This is a genomic window from Enterobacter sp. JJBC, from assembly GCF_036936505.1.
GTDB lineage: Bacteria > Pseudomonadota > Gammaproteobacteria > Enterobacterales > Enterobacteriaceae > Enterobacter > Enterobacter hormaechei_C.
Genome location: NZ_CP136935.1, coordinates 4,017,537 through 4,033,305 on the forward strand (window position 1 = coordinate 4,017,537; position 15,769 = coordinate 4,033,305).

Consider the following 15,769-nt stretch of genomic DNA (forward strand, 5'->3'; position numbering starts at 1 on the left):
ACTATCAGGAGATACCGCCAATGGCGCTCACTGACGCTAAAATCCGTGCAGCTAAACCGGATGAAAAACCTTATAAACTTGCCGACAGCGGCAACATGTTTTTGCTCGTTCACCCTAATGGCTCGCGCTACTGGCGGCTCCGCTACCGGTTTCTGGGCAAAGAGAAAACGCTCGCTCTGGGTGTCTATCCTGAAGTCTCGTTATCAGAAGCAAGGGAAAAACGCGATGCGGCAAGGAAGCTGATAGCTGAGGGAACTGACCCGTGCGAACAGAAACGGATCAAAAAGTCGGTACCTGAAACAGCTCAGACATTCGAAGGAATCGCAAGACAGTGGCATAAGAGCAACAAAAAATGGTCAGCTTCACATAGTGAGAAGATACTGAAAAGCCTCGAAACTCATGTGTTTCCCTTTATTGGCTCACGTGACATTACCATCCTCAGGACTCCCGATTTACTTGTTCCAGTAAAGGCTGCCGAAGCCAAAGAGATCTATGAGATTGCATCGCGCCTTCAGCAGCGTATCACTGCAATCATGCGCTATGCTGCCCAGTCAGGCATTATCATCTATAACCCTGCCGTGGATATGGTTGGCGCGTTAACCACGGTGAAACGCCAGCACCGCCCTGCCCTCGCCTTAAATCGCATTTCAGAGCTTCTTGAACGACTGGATGAATACAGAGGACAACCTCTCACCCGGTTGGCAACTAAACTCACCCTGCTTATCTTCATCCGCTCCAGTGAACTACGCTTTGCCAGGTGGTCTGAGATCGACTTTAAGAAAGCCATGTGGACCATTCCTCCTGAGCGGAAACCTATTGAAGGGGTCAAGTATTCCCATCGTGGCTCAAAAATGCGAACAGAGCATCTTGTGCCACTCTCTACTCAGGCGCTGAATATACTGCAGCAGATCCACACGATCAGCGGAGAGCATGAACTGATTTTCACCGGCGATCACAATCCATGGAAACCCATGAGTGAAAATACGGTAAATAACTCACTGCGGCTGATGGGCTACGATACAAAGGTCGATGTCTGTGGTCACGGTTTCAGGGCAATGGCTTGTAGCTCACTGATTGAATCAGGGCTGTGGTCGAGGGATGCTGTTGAGCGCCAGATGAGCCATCAGGAGCGAAATGGTGTCCGCGCAGCTTATATCCATAAAGCGGAATTTCTGGATGAGCGCAGGCTGATGTTGCAATGGTGGGCTGATTTTCTGGATGCCAACAGAGAGGAATCAATTAGCCCGTTTGACTATGCGAAACGTCAGTCAGGATAGCTATTTCTGACAAAATTTATCAAGGAAAAGGAATTCATACTGCATGGTGGCCAAGACGATAAGTTTTGTTGCTAGGAAAAAAGTGTTCGCCTTAGATAGATTACGAAACGTTACATGGCTGAATGGGCAAAAGTCATTAGGACAGAAACCGGCAGATCAGTGAGCAACATAACAGAAGAGAACGCCAAGGTAAATCTTGGCGCTCTCAATAAATTAAATCGTTCTAAAAAATTCTTAATAATGAAATTCGAAATAATTTGTAAAAAACACATCACTTTTCAATAATCTGATTAAGATTTTCAATTCCGGTAATCTGTTTAAATACCGAAAGGTAATCAGGATGATTATCATATAACCAATGAAGGATATCACTTCTATTCAAAATCCTTTCAAGATGACCTTTGACAATCACCAACTTAAGTGTATTTTCTGAGTACTCATCATCCAACTTTGATGTTTCAACCTGCACTGAAACAAGCTCTTTCTCTAATCGTTCAAGTTGTCGCCGAATATCACTCGGCTCTTCTTGAGCATGATAAGCATCAACAAAATGTTCCGGTGGGATTGCATGTAACATGGACTCTACAAATTTTTTTGTGAAATTATTAATACTCAACAGGGTATCAACCACTTCAATTTGTTTATAAGGTTTTAATTTTTTCAAAAGGCTAAATAAGGCCTGAGGTACACTCCTTTCAGCCAGTAACGCCAGTACCTCAGGAGCAATACCATCTGACAATCTTAACTTACTTTGCACTGTCTGTATTGATACACCCAATGCAGTACAAAGTTTTTCCACAGACACTCCAGCCTCAACAGCTCTGAGTAGCATTTTTTGTTCCTGAACAATTGTTATACGGTTAACTCGCTTATTATACGTATAAGAATCCTCAACAGAGGAGATGAGGCAATGCACTTTTTTAACTCCCAGATCTTTCAATACCTCAACCCTTAGATGACCATCAAGAATACGTTTTGTTCCATCATTATCGATAAAAACAATGACAGGTTCAATCAGGCCGATTTCACTCACCGTAATAGCTATCTGTTTAAACTTCATGCTACTACGAACATTTACGGGCAAGGGTCTTGAATAAATAAGTTCGTGCACATCGAATTCATAAAAATAATTATCAAAACATTTAGAAATCATGAGTTTTATCCTTATGTTTTTCCATTAACTCTCCGAGTATTGTCGGAATATCAGTAATATTATTCTTTTTCAAAAGGGAAACGAAATCAGGATTTGCTAAAAGCTTACTATATATATGTCCCACAGCTGTTATTTTATCTTTTGCAGCCTGTGATTTCATTACAACAGCACGATGCTCGAAAACATGTTTTTCATATAAGTCAGCTAACTCTTGTGGTGTCAATTTCTTGGCTCGCTTGCCAGGAACATAAGCCGAACTCATGCTACCTTTATTTCCATGCCTTCGGCTTTCAAGTATTTTTTTAATTTTATTAATCTGACTTCCTTTTATATGCCCTTCTTCTAATGCTTTGGTCAAAAGAGCTTGTTCATCTTTATCTGCCGCTTTTGATATGTCTACAGCAAGGTACAATGGGATATGCCCAGACTCAGCAGCAATAAGTAAACTTTTCTCTCCCTGAGAAAGTAAAGCCAACACACTACTGATCCATGAAGCTGTATATCCCAACTTTGACCCTATATCTTTTTCTGACAAACCAGAGTTTTTCATTCTTTGAATTTCGGCGAAGAACTCAGCATTTCTGGGATTTCTTCTGGCTATATTCTCAGCAAGGCTCATCAGGTGAGCTGTTTCCTCATCAACATGCTTTATTAATGCAGGTATTGTTTTCTCACCATGACCAATAAAAGCTTCCAGTCGACCTTGTCCACATATAAGTGCATACTTATATCCATTAATGTTGTAAGGCCTAATGGTTATAGGTCTCTTTAGCCCCTGATTTATAATGTTTTCTTTAATTTCCTCATAAACAAAACGATTCCTTTTCCTTTCATTTGCAATAAAAACATCGCAAACATTAACCATTTCTACAACTTCGCTATCGGATCTACTCATTTAAACCTCCAGTGGAGTTCTCTTTAACATCATCTCCAGGCATTCAAGATTATCAAAACGGTAAAGTTCAGGGATAAATCCATTTTCCTCATTTAAAGTGATTGAATCGGATAATATATCCATTGCAGGTATGAGGTAATAATCAACAATGGTCTTATTTGTACTATCAAGTCTTGGATATAACATCATGTCGCAAAAACTGACATCTTTAAATGAAATACGCCATCGAAGCTTTCCGCTGGACAATCGCTGACATCGGACAGCATTAATGGAAAGTACGAATTCTTCATTAACACAAAAGCGATTAACCATCCCGCTATCAGTTACCCATCCACCAAGTCTGTAGATAGTCTGGATAATCTGTTCACTAAATGCAGTGTTTATTCCGGAAATATTTTTTTTAGTTTCAAACCACGAGTAGTCTACTCTAGGATTATAGCCAATGAGTTTATACGCCCTGATCAGTCCACCAAAGCGGGAGCGAAAGATACTACTGGATGGGAAAAGCTCTTCTTCATCGATAATCATTCCGGATAAGCGACCTTTTCTGACAAGCAATCTCTTTAATTGTTCGAGAAGTTCTTCATCAGATAATTTTATCGAACGCTTGTTGATTATTCTCTGCGCAGCATAAAATTTTTCACGTGAGACAATCGGTTTCCAGGCATCATCGCAACGTACCCACTCACTTTCTGGGTTCTTAACATGTTTTCCCTTCAGACGAAATGAGGTTCTGTTATAAACACTATTTCCTATATATCTCTCACTAGTCAAAATGTGATGTATTTTCCCACGAGTCCACCTGGATCCGTCTTCAGCTGCAACATTGAGTCGGTTAAGCTCTGATGCAATGACAATTTCAGGCTTGTTCTCATCTATAAGCATATCGAAAATTCTGTTGACAACATTAACTTCCTCTATAGGTCCAGGAATGAGAATGACTCGCTCAGTCTGAAGGCTTTTACGTTGTCCTGCCCGTAAAATATCTTTTGCTTTTCCTTTCTCGTCCACAAGCAGTCTTCGCATTCCGTATCCAGCTTTTCCTCCCTGATGATAACCATGACGGATAAGGTTCGCCTGACCAATGAAAACTTTGTCAGACAGGTTCTTACTATAATGAGCAGCTCCATAGCGGGAATATGAAAGCCCTAGCATAAATAATTCTGGCTGTGACTCAGAAAATGGCTCGGCACAATAAATAATACGCACACCTTTCTGTCTCAACATATATGAATGGTAGGCTGGCTCTTCGATATCCTGGCATCGTCCAAAACGGCTCACATCATAGACGAGGATTACAGACACTGTGATTCTCGCATCATAAATATCGTTCAGCAAAGAACATAGCCCAGGTCTGTCAGCGATCTTTAATCCACTCTTTCCTGCATCATCATAAGTGTAACGAATGGATATCCCCTGCTCCTCTGCGTATTTACTTATGTATTCACGCTGATTGTCAATTGAATACTGTTGATGCTCTGTCGACATTCTCAGGTATTGTGCTGCAATAACATCTTCTGATTGGGGTTCAATCATGGGCTTTATACCTACTTAAAAAGGTACTATATTTAAATGGATTTTAACCAACTCACAGAACCATCTTTTACCACATCCAACTAATGAAGTTATTAAAAAAATGACTATATATAAAGAGCCTCTATTTTTAAACTCATAAAGTAATAACCAAGAAATCAAGTAGCAAAAAATAAGAATAGGTGAAAGAAAAACTTATAAAGTATTTTTACAATATTATACAAGGTGTACTATAATATCACGAAAGCTATGATGCATTAGTCACATCATAGATATGTGCTGAAAAGTGTGATTGCAAGCGATGCACCAACAAAGCTTGAAATACATCTGCGCAGCAATCATAACTGGCAATAATTTTACCTTGAGCATCAAATTGCAAATTTAATCTAAATTGTAACGCATTGGCTATTAAATTAGCCATAAATTCCAGAACATTGTAATTTCCCTTTTATTTAATAGAAGACGTTCTTCTCAGTTGCATCGAATTATTAACAACGTATCGTTTCAACGGCTCTGCATGGTAAGCAGCTGACTGAACTCCGGGTCATCCATCAATAAATTAAAATTATCAACATCCGCTGTCTTGTAACTCAAAACTCATTCAAACACCTTTTTGTTCATTATTTAAATGTTACGATCAAGAATAAAAACCCTTTTCGATAATAAGCTGTGGAAATCTATCAGTTTTCAATTTTTTTTATTTTTGAAAACAACTGTTTTCATTCTTTGATATTTTCCATTATATAGTTGATATTACATTACCCCCAGTAAAAGCCCCCCAGACAAATTCTGTCCTCACGACGAGGCCTGTTCGAAGGCCTCTGTAGTGGTGCCACCCAGCTCTACCAGGTGGCCATGAGTCGCGTTTACGAAGCTTCTTTCGCCAAAAGCTGCATGTTGAGCGAACTTGTTGCCAAACCAGCTCTGTTGAACCGGTAGCGCATATAAGCTGAGATATCGTCCTCGTGGGAGGACACAATCAACTGGCAATGCCTGAGCTCACAACGGAGTAGATCGGTCAAGGATGCAATGTTGACTTCATCTAGGGATTGCGACGGGTCATCAATCAGGATTAGAGGCACCTGAGAATAGACTTTGTTGAGCGAGAGGAAGAAGGCAAGGCTGAGAGCGGACACTTGACCAGAACTCATGGACATCACTGCGTCGTGTTCAGACTTCTCGGCAGTTAGAAACCTTAATTGCCTACCTTCTCGGCTCTCGATAAACAGGCCCAGGCCACGCTGGTAGTTTTGGATCAAACGGCCGCTGTAGATGTGGAATATGAACTCAATAGCCGAAATTGTCTGGTCGGTATAACTTTGCTCTGTCTTCTTAAGTGTACTGCGTAGCTTTTCGACTTTATCTTGTGCTTTTTGAGTTGCTAGGTTTTCTTTTTCGATAAATTTAAGATCGGTAATACAGGTTTGGAGCCTGGAGTGTTGGGCCTCATTAGCTTTAAACGATATATACTTCTCTTTATCCTTCAGGTCTTCTGCCGAGACTATATAGAAGTCCTGTAGGTCTTTGAAAGCGTGGTTTATGATTTCCCGCCAGTCCTCCGGCAGCGCTAGGGCATCAGCTTCAACCTGTTTTTTATTTCTTAGAATCTCCTTAAGTTTTTCAAATCGCTCATCTACTACGCCATCAATTTCCGTAAATGCGTAAGTAAATTGAATATGTTCGCTTTGCAGCTTCTCCAGTAGCTGGATAATTGCCGGGAGCCGAGGCTTAATTCTGCTCAGCGCTATATGAAGATTTGGTTCAAAGATAGGCGTAAGAAATTTCAGGCGGTCTTGTATATGGGTGTTAATGAGTTTCAGCTCAGCGTCCATAGCAGCGATAAGGATAACTAAGTCTTTACCGTCCTGCCCTAGCGAATCAGAGATCTGCTTAGTGTTTGCTTCAATGGCATCTACCATTGATTTGTGATCTTTCCAGTCAGCACCACAGAGGGGGCACATCTTATCATCGGGATAGGACTTTTTATGTTCGTCAAGCAGTTGCTTTTTTAGATGTTCCAGTTCGGCTACGACGTTCGCGTTGGTGCTGCTTTTATCCTCTAGTCTGTTTCGGGATTCAATTTGTAACTCAAACCACTCAAGGCGCCCATCTTCCCAGTTTGATAGTGATCGGGCTTCTTCGACCTTGATGGCCTTAGCACCGCGTTTGATGATGTTTGCTGAACGCTCTAATTCATCAATATCCTGCTTGATAGCTTCAAGCCCATCAAGCTTGCCAAGGTCTTTACCGAACCGAGCCAGGCTTCTCAGTGATTCCTCGTTACGCTCGATGGCAGTATCGATTGTCTCGTTGTGAATCCTAGTTTTTATCGTAGCTTTGAGTGGCAGAAGGGCAATAATCTTACGAACTGATTCCTGGTAGGCTGCATGGTCTACCGCAGAATACGATGAGAACAGTATCTCCTTGTCCCATCCAGGTTGGACATCAGTCGTCGAGAGCTTTTTGTACTCAACTACCCCAGCCTCTGCCTGCAAGGTGTCCCTCAGGGTGGCTATCTCTTCTTTAAGTGATGCAACTTTTGCCGTGCGTTCTGGATTGTTGATGTACCTTGTAAGTTTAGTGTATATAGTGTTGCAGCTTTCGATCTCGGCTTCGATATCGCTGATGTTAAAGAGGTTTCCAAGTTTCTCCTTACGATCGTCTACCCGAGTGTGTAACAGCCGGTTTTGTCCTTGCTCGAGATAGTTAAGGAAAGAGAAGTTTTCCCTGAAATTTTTTCCGAACATTTCGTCAAGGAAGCTATTACCGCGCAAATTGTTCTTAGTGAAGTCAGATGATTCGAATTCTGGTAGCTCGTAAAGCCTGAAGTTTTCATATTTGTCTGCACGATTGTTTGCTGGCTTTTTGAATATCTCCGCAGGGCAATGTCTGGCTAAAACAATTTTTCGACCATCATTAATGAATTCAATCTTAATGCTGAGGTCGTTATCGCCAGAGCGACTGTTCCAGAAGAGATTGTCTGCATAGTCTCTTTTGTTCCTGGTTAATAATGTATTGAATAGGTTTTGTATTCGATTGACCTGGCCAGTAAGCAACAGCTCGATTGCGTCGAAAATACTTGTTTTGCCATAACCGTTAGGGCCGTCAAGAGTTAGCAAGGACGCCCCGCCAAGATCCAACAAAATATGTTTGAATGCTTTGAAACTAGAGACTTCAATCCTGGATATTTGCCATTTCATTACGAATCATTTCCTTGATAAAATCGTCAGCATTTTTGTCTGTGAATTGCTGGATAGTCGAATATATATCGTTCATGTTGGCTTCAGCTACAGCTTCAGTTGCTTGCAACCTCAAGGACACAAGGTTTCCTTGATGACTAGGTAGCTCTAAGAATGGGAGCTTGATAAAGGTCTTCGCAGCAAAACTGTATTGTGTGGCAACAAGAGGGTTTTCTTTATATTCAAGAAATTCCTTTTTGTCAGCAATCACAGATACCAGTTTGTCGTAGGTGAAATTGGTGATTGCACTTTCCTCCGCAGCACTGTAATAGAGGACATATTTTTTATAAAAGTGTGGATCTTCCTCAATTGCGAAGATTTCTTCTTCGTGATCCTTAAAACTGGCCAGAACATCAAGGCGATGAATACAAATCAAGTCGCAGTTTTTCTTAAAGCTTGGGCTTCTGAGAAATTCCTCAGGAGCAAGATGATTGATTCTGTTATTAAGTTCGGCCGGGTCTGAGAGACCGTCAAGATTATGTAGGACTGCGAACCTGATCGCAGATCCAGACTCGCGGATATAAAAGCTTGTGTTGTCCAGGTCGAGTTTACTCACAAAACCATGGGCCACAAGTGCTTCATTAATGAGTTGTTTTATCATTCAGTCGTTCCTCCGCGTCGTCTTTTGTTATGACACTAATGCATAGCGACTTAGTGATGTTACTCTCAACGTTTTCAGTGGTTTGCTTGTTGTCGAAGTCATCCGAGTTCGTGAATTTTGTATTAAAAGTGAATGAAGCTTCAGCTTTACTGGCGATTAAATGGTTATACTCAAAAAGCAGTCTTAGCAGATCCCCGTTGTTTTTCATTTCACGGATCATGTCAAACTCACACTCTTCGCTTTCATCCACGTCAAGAGCGGTAGGTACGTAGAACCGATTTTCACTGTCAAGATAGTGCGGAAGATGGTTGAATATAGGCTCCATCGAAATAGCCTGTATCAACTTGGTGTATCGCCTGATGTCGTTCTTCTGAACGTCTTGAAACCGCTCGGATGGTTTCATCATCTGGCACAGGGTTTTTAATTCGTTGATGTGCGTTTTGCGAATATGCTCACTCAGAAGTCTGGCTCTCTCATACGTGGCATCACTCATTGTTGGTAGCATCTGATCCAATCTTTCTTCTAAATGGGTTTGGAGCCTAGCCTTTAATTCAACTGCATAGTAATCCCTATTCTGGTAGGGATTTTCGGTCAGCAGCTCCGTTAAAATATTCCTGGCCTTGATACGCCCATCGTATGCGGCTTTGTCTTCTGAGATCCCGTCAACTTGATTTAATTTATGGTTGTGTATTGCCTTAGAACTAATTTTTTCTGACAGTAGGCAGTAGTTAAAATTTATAAGGTTATCACTGACAGTGATGGACTGTTTCTCACATAATTTTTTTATGAGTTCTTTGGTCAGTCCTTCAATTTCACCCAAGCCACAATGGTAGTTGTCTCCATAGCGGTAGAATTTTACTGTTTCTCCATTAGTGCCTCTGTAATCGCCAGTCTCATCTAGTGGGACAGATACATGGAAGTAACGCGCTGTCCCCTTGATTTTGTCGTGTTCGATTAATGTAGACTGTTCCAGCGCTTTTGTGTAACCACTTCGATATTTACTTATCTTAGCTTTGACTTGATGGGCGGTGTGTAGTTTTTCGTTTTTATAAATAGCGAAGTCATCACTACTATCCAGTTGAAGCTCGAAGTCCAGGTCGCCATCCTGAATCAGTTTAAGGGAATGATATAATGCAATTTTCCCTTGATAAACGAAGCCGCTCCACGAGGAGATGGCGCTGGCAGGATACTTCTCATCATCTTCTTGGCTCACATGCTCTCCTTTTATCGTTAGCGAGCAGACAGTTAGCGGAATGATATTACTGCGTTTCAAGACGTATTTCTAACACCAGACTGCTTATTGACCCGTCTGGAGAACGCCCGCAGTGGACAGCTAATCTGTTATTTTTTCTCTTTTTTTCAACTTGAAAGCCGCTATATCTAGCTGACTCAATCCCATCTGCTCCTGGACGGCCTTTGCAGCTCTCGCAATTTCCGTCACATCCAGTATCTTTAGGGTGCTGATGAGCTTTACGTAGGAAAGACAATATTTTCTGTGCTGACATATTCGGTCACGCTGATGATCCGTCAGCTCATGCTGCTGCATCACATCAAGCCAGCTACTGGCAGCCCTGTACCATCGACCAGCTTTTGTGAAACCTCATCCTCCAACATCATGTCTCACACTTGGTATCCGTTTTTTCCTTTTGAAGGACCTCAGCCCCAACGCCTTCACCCGATGTTTGATAGCAGGGATCGTCCTGTGGGGAAGCCTCTCCCGCACACCCGGAACACCTCTTTCAGGATATATATCCCTTAATACGCAATCCTCAACTGGCTGCCAGAGCCGGGCCTCAGTCAGCCCCATTTTTCCGGCCTGGGTAAAAATGGCCTCCCGGGTACGATCCGGCAGCGATGCTTTTATTTTATCAATCCCTTTACTGTAGTGCGCCTGCATCAACACCAATTCCCTTTCCGACCAGGGTCTGTTTTTTCCTGTTCCAAGGTCAAATTTGACCACTGCCGCCCTCACCGCACTGACGCTTCTGCCCAGTCTGGCGGCAATCTCTTTTGTTGGCAGATTTCTGTAATGTTTTTCCAGAAATGCCTTCTCTTCACTGCTCCAGCTACTGCGATTAGTGAGCCCGCCAAGGGACGCCTGCCGGAAGATAGCCTTGCGTGAACGACCAGGTAACAGTGACATGACATACTCTATGCCTTCTGCATAGTGGGTCCGGAGCAATACCAGCTCCTCTTCTGACCAGGACGGTGCGACGCCCTGGGACAGACCTAAAAGCTGAACGATTCGGGCCACTCCATGGGCAGACCGGCCAAGCCGCTCCCCGATTTCACGGGCAGACAGCTGACCATAGTGTTGTTCCACAAACGTAATTTCGGTGGCCGTCCACTGTGTCCGGTGATTACGGTGTCGCTGTGTTTTACCCACCCCGTCAGTTCCTGTTACATCACTCACGATGTTTTTCCTGCGCCAGCATATAGACTTGAGCCCGGAGGTGCTGCTCAGCCTGCTGAATCTGCTGCTGACGCTGCGGAGAGTCTTCAGGGAGCAGCTTCAACTGCCGAAGCTGTTCTTCCACCGGCACGGTCTGCCGGAAGCTTGTCAGCATGCCAAAGACCTGCGATTTAAGTTCACTGACGGTGATGTATTTTCCCTTCTGACCATCAAGTGCATTCAGTTTATCGGCAAGAGCCTGAAGCTGCGTCATACCTTCATGCCAGCCGTTCGTTTTATCGACAGGAAGTACTGAGATATTAATTTGCTGCTGCCACTGCTGTACCAGGGTCTTAGCCTGATCCGGCCACAATAGCTGAACCTGTTCGATGAGTTTTCTGCTGTATGCAATATCCCAGTCAGGAGGCAACTTATCCAGTCGGGCAAGCTGATGCTGTGTCTGTGCGATAAGGTCCTGCGGTAACGAAGTCTGCTGACGCAACATCCCCAGTTGTTCAGACGTGAGAGGTGCAGGGAACGGAGCCAGTGAAGCAGCAAGCTGAGTCTGTAGAGGGTCTGGACGGTGTAGAAAATGCCAGCTCCACGCTGAGACTATGCTTATCACCAGCATGGTACACATGCCGGCAGCGAAGGATTTCCACTTTTTAACCGGAACAGGCATTGTCGACAGCACTTCCACATTCGACTGCGGTTCCGGTTGCGCAACGTAAACCCACTTCACTGCACTCTCTGGCGTATCTTCATCCGGTCCACCAGCAAAGTCTCTCGTGGATGCTGTCGCCTCATTCATCACGGTGGCAGGCAATACGATACCAGACTGAATGCTAGACCCGGTAGTGGTTATGCCATCGCTGTTTTCCAGCCGGACAGCACTGTTGTGCATCAGGGTACGCAACGTATCGAGCTGACTCAGATGCTTAAGCTCCAGACGCTGCAGTACCTCTCCCAGACCTGTAAGCAGTTGCTCCGCCCGGTACAACTGGCTGAGGTCGCTGTAATTCAGCGGGAGCGAGCGCATTCGTTGCTGCAGACGCTGACTCAGACTGCTGAGAATTTCCATGCGCGCATGGACTGGCTGAGGCCACAGTGCCCCCCACTGATGGCTTATCAGGGCCTCGAGTATCGTCAGCCCTTCATTGAGCCCGAATAAACCGGCCAGCTGTGCACGCGCAAGCGTATACCAGGCTGCTGTTTGCAATTCCACACCGTTCTGCTCGAACAGTGAGAGACATAGTTTTTCCGCATAACGCCAGTTCACATCCGGGCGAGCCGGATGCGTCAGCTTACTCAGCTCATCACGCAGGGCGGCATAATCCGGTAGCGAGCGCGGGTCACCGCCGGTTTTAATCTTACGTTGGGTAATGTCATTCATGACCAGTTGTCCATTCTGACGTGTCCGGGAATAAGGATGATTAAGGCTTATGCGGCTTCACTTTCTGCATATTCGAGACTCTGCAGATACTGTAGCGCCACCGGGTCAGCAATATATTCAACCTGCCCATGGTGACGTTCCACTTCATCGATAATCCGGCTGAGCTCGACCCGGAAGAATTCCTTACGCAGGTTAACCCGGTTAATCCGGTAGCTTTCCAGATGGTCATGCAGGGTCTTTTCAAGCGCAGGAGCGTCATCGCAGGAAATCATGGCGTGGACGTCAAAATCAAACGGCACGGCTGCCCCGCTCAGTTCTTTCACACGCTCCATAGGCTCCAGCCGTCGGGTCATACCAATTTTGAAGACGTTTTCACCGAAGGAGCCAATATTCGAAATCACATACACGTGTCCCTGCTTCGTGAGCTGGGCCATGGATTTGGCGCGTTCATACTGCTGATGCACGTCCTGGATTTTCTGCTCCAGCTCCAGACGCTGTCTTTCCAGCTCTTCCCGGTGCGCACCTTCAGCGGCGAGCAGAGCTTCTTCCAGTAAATGCTGTTGCTCAGCAAGGCGTTGCTCCTCCTCTTCCGCTTCGCGCTGCTGCTGCTCCAGCTCATCCTGACGCTGTTTCTCTTCCCGCATCTGACGCTTGAGCTCAGCCTGATATTCTTTTTCTTCCTGCGCTTTTTCAAGCAGGGCGACCTTATCCAGAAACTGCTGTTTTACGCCTTCCCAGTCGGCATTATCTTCCAGTTCCAGAAAGGTGATTTTCTCGCTTATAGCAGCATAAGCGTCTCTCTCTTTTCTGAGCTGGTCGTACTTGCTTTGCCAGTTATTTACCGTGGTGCCGGAAAGCAGGGTTTTGACTTTGAATTTATACGCGGAGTCCACAATACGCTGCAGAGCCCGGGAGGTTTTATTTCTGGCATTGTGAAAGTCATCCCACTGACCGGAAAGCTTTTTCTTTTCCTGATACAGGCCGCGAGCCACTTCAGTACTGACCGTTTCGTCAAAGGCTTTCTCTTTCTGGGCCAGGTCCGACATGGCCTGTTCGAGTTCTGCTGTTTTCTTCCGGAAACCCCGGTAAATGAAAATTCGTATTATCAACGCAACGGCTATCAGTAAACCAAAGAACAGACCGATGATTCCGGCCGGATTCGCCATAGATTCAATAAATTGCTCATTAAGGTTAATTAATGCTCTTACTGCAACATAAACGCCCCAGGCAATGATGCCAATAATAACCAGAATAATACCCGCAGCATTGTCATCTTTTTTTCTTCGTGCCATGTTTTATTTCTTTCCTTTTTCTGCAAACCTGTTTATTTAATCTTTACAACGGGCAGACAGTCTGTTCCATATCAGATTAATACTGGTTCCCTGAGCAAATCGGTAAATGAGTGTATCCGGGCTTACTGGCCATATAGAGGGGAGCGCATATGGGCTGTCGGGGTTGGGTACTGACCGGTTCGTCGTTTTCTGCAAAACGTTGCGGCTCCTGTTTTTTCGCCGTTGTCACCTTTTTCGTCTGCGTTTTTCGGGTGGAAGTGGACGGTCTTACCGGATTACTGGTTGCTGAGGAACCATGCCCGGAACAGAATCGTTTCGACTGACTCAGACTCCCGTCATTACAGACAAAGCGTCCATCCGATGTGCAGTGCGCTATACCGCCTTTTGAACCTGAGCAGGGCTGCCTTCCACGCGCTGCTTCAGCCTGTGTCGAAAATAGTATCCCTGAGACCAAAAGAAAGATTAATTTTCTCATTTCCATATCTGTGATTTATTTCGTAATTTTGTGGCTCTGTTCTCCGTCAGCCATTAACTGTTTCGCCAGGTAATTATGCAATGACTGACAGGCAAAAAAATATATAACTATTGCTCATTCCAGTTGCACTATGGAAGGAGCGCCAGAATCAAACCAAAAAAAGTGCTTTCATCAAAACCCTGCCCTGGGCGGGATAAAACACCAGGCGGAACAAAGGTCCAGTTTTTCACCGTGCCTGACCGCATGAATAATCGCCCCAGAGGCGTCACGAGTCCTCCATTATGGAAGGTCACCTCCACGCACCCGGTCACACCCTGACCATAAAGGAACGCCGGCACAAATTTTACAGACCGGTCGTCGATACGCAGAACGAGGGTGGCAATATCAAATCTCCCCCCCTCAACCAGCAGGTCCGTAACGGGTGTATTGAGCGTCTCCACATTCAGTCCGGTACCCACCAGCCACGCGTCCATCTGCTCCTGAAGCTGTGCCATTCGGAGGCGAAACTCAGCAATATCGGCCTGAGTCTTGCTGACAGATGACACAGGAGCAGGTTGTTGGGCCTGCAGTTTTTCGAGAAACTGAGATTTAAATGACATGATTTTATCTGGCCTTACAGACGGGTTGTGGTATCGATATACTGCTGTTGCTTCAGGTGTCTCAACATCACTCGTCCCTCGGGCATAAACTCAGTGCCATAGCGCACCAGACCAACACCGCTAAGTTCTGCATCTATGGCGTAGCGGAGTTCACCAGGAATTTCCTGATCAAGCAGTAGCACCTCAATAGACTTCAGGCGCGGCTCATATTTCAGCAAGACCGCAGACAGCGTCGACATCAGCTTATGTGCGGTTCCGGGAAGCCCCTGTAGAATGGTGGTCATATCCGGCAGACCATAGTCTGGCAGATGTGCCAGAGTACCGGCACGGCAGTTAAGGATCCGTTGCATGTTGTCCAGAACCGACAAAATGACCTGATTTTCTTCACTGACCTGCTGAAGGTCGAGACCACCGACAAAATTGCCATAAAGCATCTCGCACAGAGACGGGGGACTTTGATTCATGGGTCACTTCCTTCATATTACGATTGAGCTCTATCTAGTCAACATTAACATTGCTTTAGTTATTTCATTAATTATAAAGAGTCAAACTGTTCAAGGTAATTCGAATGCAACGATAACACGGTGGCAATACAATTAGTCATCGTTCCTGCATTACTTAATAAAATCAATAAATTTCTTTCTTCATCACGATATGAACAACCATCCCAATTACGATTATCAAGTTTACTTTTTAGCTGCGCTTGAGTTTTTTTAAGGGAGGAATCCAAGAAAAAAGTTATTCCATAATTTTCAATAGGCATAACACAAAGCTCTCTTTCAATTAGAAAGTTAACATATGCTTCTAATTGCTCAATGCTTTCAACTCTAATCATGTTCCTTTATCTTTCCATAATTGAATAGTAGTTATAATCTGCCGAGGCCACTACGCATGCGAAGAATTATTTTCTTCATACCATA

The 15,769-nt window shown here is 44.4% G+C and carries 15 protein-coding genes; 1 reads left to right on the forward strand and 14 read right to left on the reverse strand.

What is annotated here, in order from left to right; genetic code table 11:
• The first annotated feature begins 20 nt into the window (after window positions 1–20).
• The gene (locus tag RY075_RS19325) at window positions 21–1,277 is read left to right on the forward strand and encodes an integrase arm-type DNA-binding domain-containing protein (RefSeq protein ID WP_338627894.1); all 1,257 of its coding nucleotides are present in this window, start codon (window positions 21–23) and stop codon (window positions 1,275–1,277) included.
• A 271-nt stretch (window positions 1,278–1,548) separates the two neighbouring features.
• Here the strand turns inward: RY075_RS19325 and RY075_RS19330 are convergent, their stop codons facing one another.
• From RY075_RS19330 to RY075_RS19395, 14 genes are all read right to left on the reverse strand, one after another.
• Complete coding sequence (locus RY075_RS19330; protein WP_338627895.1) at window positions 1,549–2,430, reverse strand: plasmid partitioning protein RepB C-terminal domain-containing protein; 882 nt, start codon at window positions 2,428–2,430, stop codon at window positions 1,549–1,551.
• On the reverse strand, window positions 2,420–3,325 hold the full coding sequence (locus RY075_RS19335) for a ParB/RepB/Spo0J family partition protein (RefSeq protein ID WP_338627896.1): 906 nt from the start codon (window positions 3,323–3,325) through the stop codon (window positions 2,420–2,422). Before RY075_RS19335 ends, RY075_RS19330 begins: the two co-directional genes overlap by 11 nt.
• The gene (locus tag RY075_RS19340) at window positions 3,326–4,861 is read right to left on the reverse strand and encodes a recombinase family protein (protein WP_338627897.1); all 1,536 of its coding nucleotides are present in this window, start codon (window positions 4,859–4,861) and stop codon (window positions 3,326–3,328) included.
• Window positions 4,862–5,105: 244 nt separating this feature from the next.
• On the reverse strand, window positions 5,106–5,279 hold the full coding sequence (locus tag RY075_RS19345) for a hypothetical protein (RefSeq protein WP_338627898.1): 174 nt from the start codon (window positions 5,277–5,279) through the stop codon (window positions 5,106–5,108).
• A gap of 445 nt (window positions 5,280–5,724) precedes the next feature.
• Window positions 5,725–8,058 carry an AAA family ATPase gene (locus RY075_RS19350; protein ID WP_338627899.1) on the reverse strand — a complete coding sequence of 778 codons (2,334 nt, stop codon included), beginning with the start codon at window positions 8,056–8,058 and terminating at the stop codon, window positions 5,725–5,727.
• Window positions 8,033–8,698 carry an ABC-three component system middle component 1 gene (locus tag RY075_RS19355; RefSeq protein ID WP_338627900.1) on the reverse strand — a complete coding sequence of 222 codons (666 nt, stop codon included), beginning with the start codon at window positions 8,696–8,698 and terminating at the stop codon, window positions 8,033–8,035. The genes RY075_RS19350 and RY075_RS19355 overlap by 26 nt, the downstream gene beginning before the upstream one ends.
• Window positions 8,679–9,911, reverse strand: a complete 1,233-nt coding sequence (locus RY075_RS19360; RefSeq protein ID WP_338627901.1) for an ABC-three component system protein — start codon at window positions 9,909–9,911, stop codon at window positions 8,679–8,681. Before RY075_RS19360 ends, RY075_RS19355 begins: the two co-directional genes overlap by 20 nt.
• Before the next feature lie 120 nt (window positions 9,912–10,031).
• A complete protein-coding gene (locus tag RY075_RS19365) occupies window positions 10,032–10,244 on the reverse strand; it encodes a PerC family transcriptional regulator (protein ID WP_338627902.1) in 213 nt (70 codons plus the stop codon).
• Between the two features lie 54 nt (window positions 10,245–10,298).
• The gene (locus RY075_RS19370; protein WP_338627903.1) at window positions 10,299–11,111 is read right to left on the reverse strand and encodes a hypothetical protein; all 813 of its coding nucleotides are present in this window, start codon (window positions 11,109–11,111) and stop codon (window positions 10,299–10,301) included.
• A complete protein-coding gene (locus RY075_RS19375) occupies window positions 11,104–12,483 on the reverse strand; it encodes a VasL domain-containing protein (RefSeq protein ID WP_338627904.1) in 1,380 nt (459 codons plus the stop codon). Before RY075_RS19375 ends, RY075_RS19370 begins: the two co-directional genes overlap by 8 nt.
• Window positions 12,484–12,530: 47 nt before the next feature.
• Window positions 12,531–13,775 (reverse strand): GIY-YIG nuclease family protein, encoded by a 1,245-nt coding sequence (locus RY075_RS19380; RefSeq protein WP_338627905.1) that lies wholly within the window; start codon window positions 13,773–13,775, stop codon window positions 12,531–12,533.
• 603 nt (window positions 13,776–14,378) lie between these two features.
• A complete protein-coding gene (locus RY075_RS19385; protein ID WP_338627906.1) occupies window positions 14,379–14,849 on the reverse strand; it encodes a hypothetical protein in 471 nt (156 codons plus the stop codon).
• A 14-nt stretch (window positions 14,850–14,863) separates the two neighbouring features.
• Entirely contained in the window at window positions 14,864–15,313 is a 450-nt protein-coding gene (gene tssE / locus RY075_RS19390; RefSeq protein WP_338627907.1) for a type VI secretion system baseplate subunit TssE, read from the reverse strand.
• Window positions 15,314–15,384: 71 nt separating this feature from the next.
• Window positions 15,385–15,684: a hypothetical protein gene (locus RY075_RS19395; protein ID WP_335249020.1), complete on the reverse strand. Its 300-nt coding sequence runs from the start codon at window positions 15,682–15,684 to the stop codon at window positions 15,385–15,387.
• Window positions 15,685–15,769 lie beyond the last annotated feature (85 nt).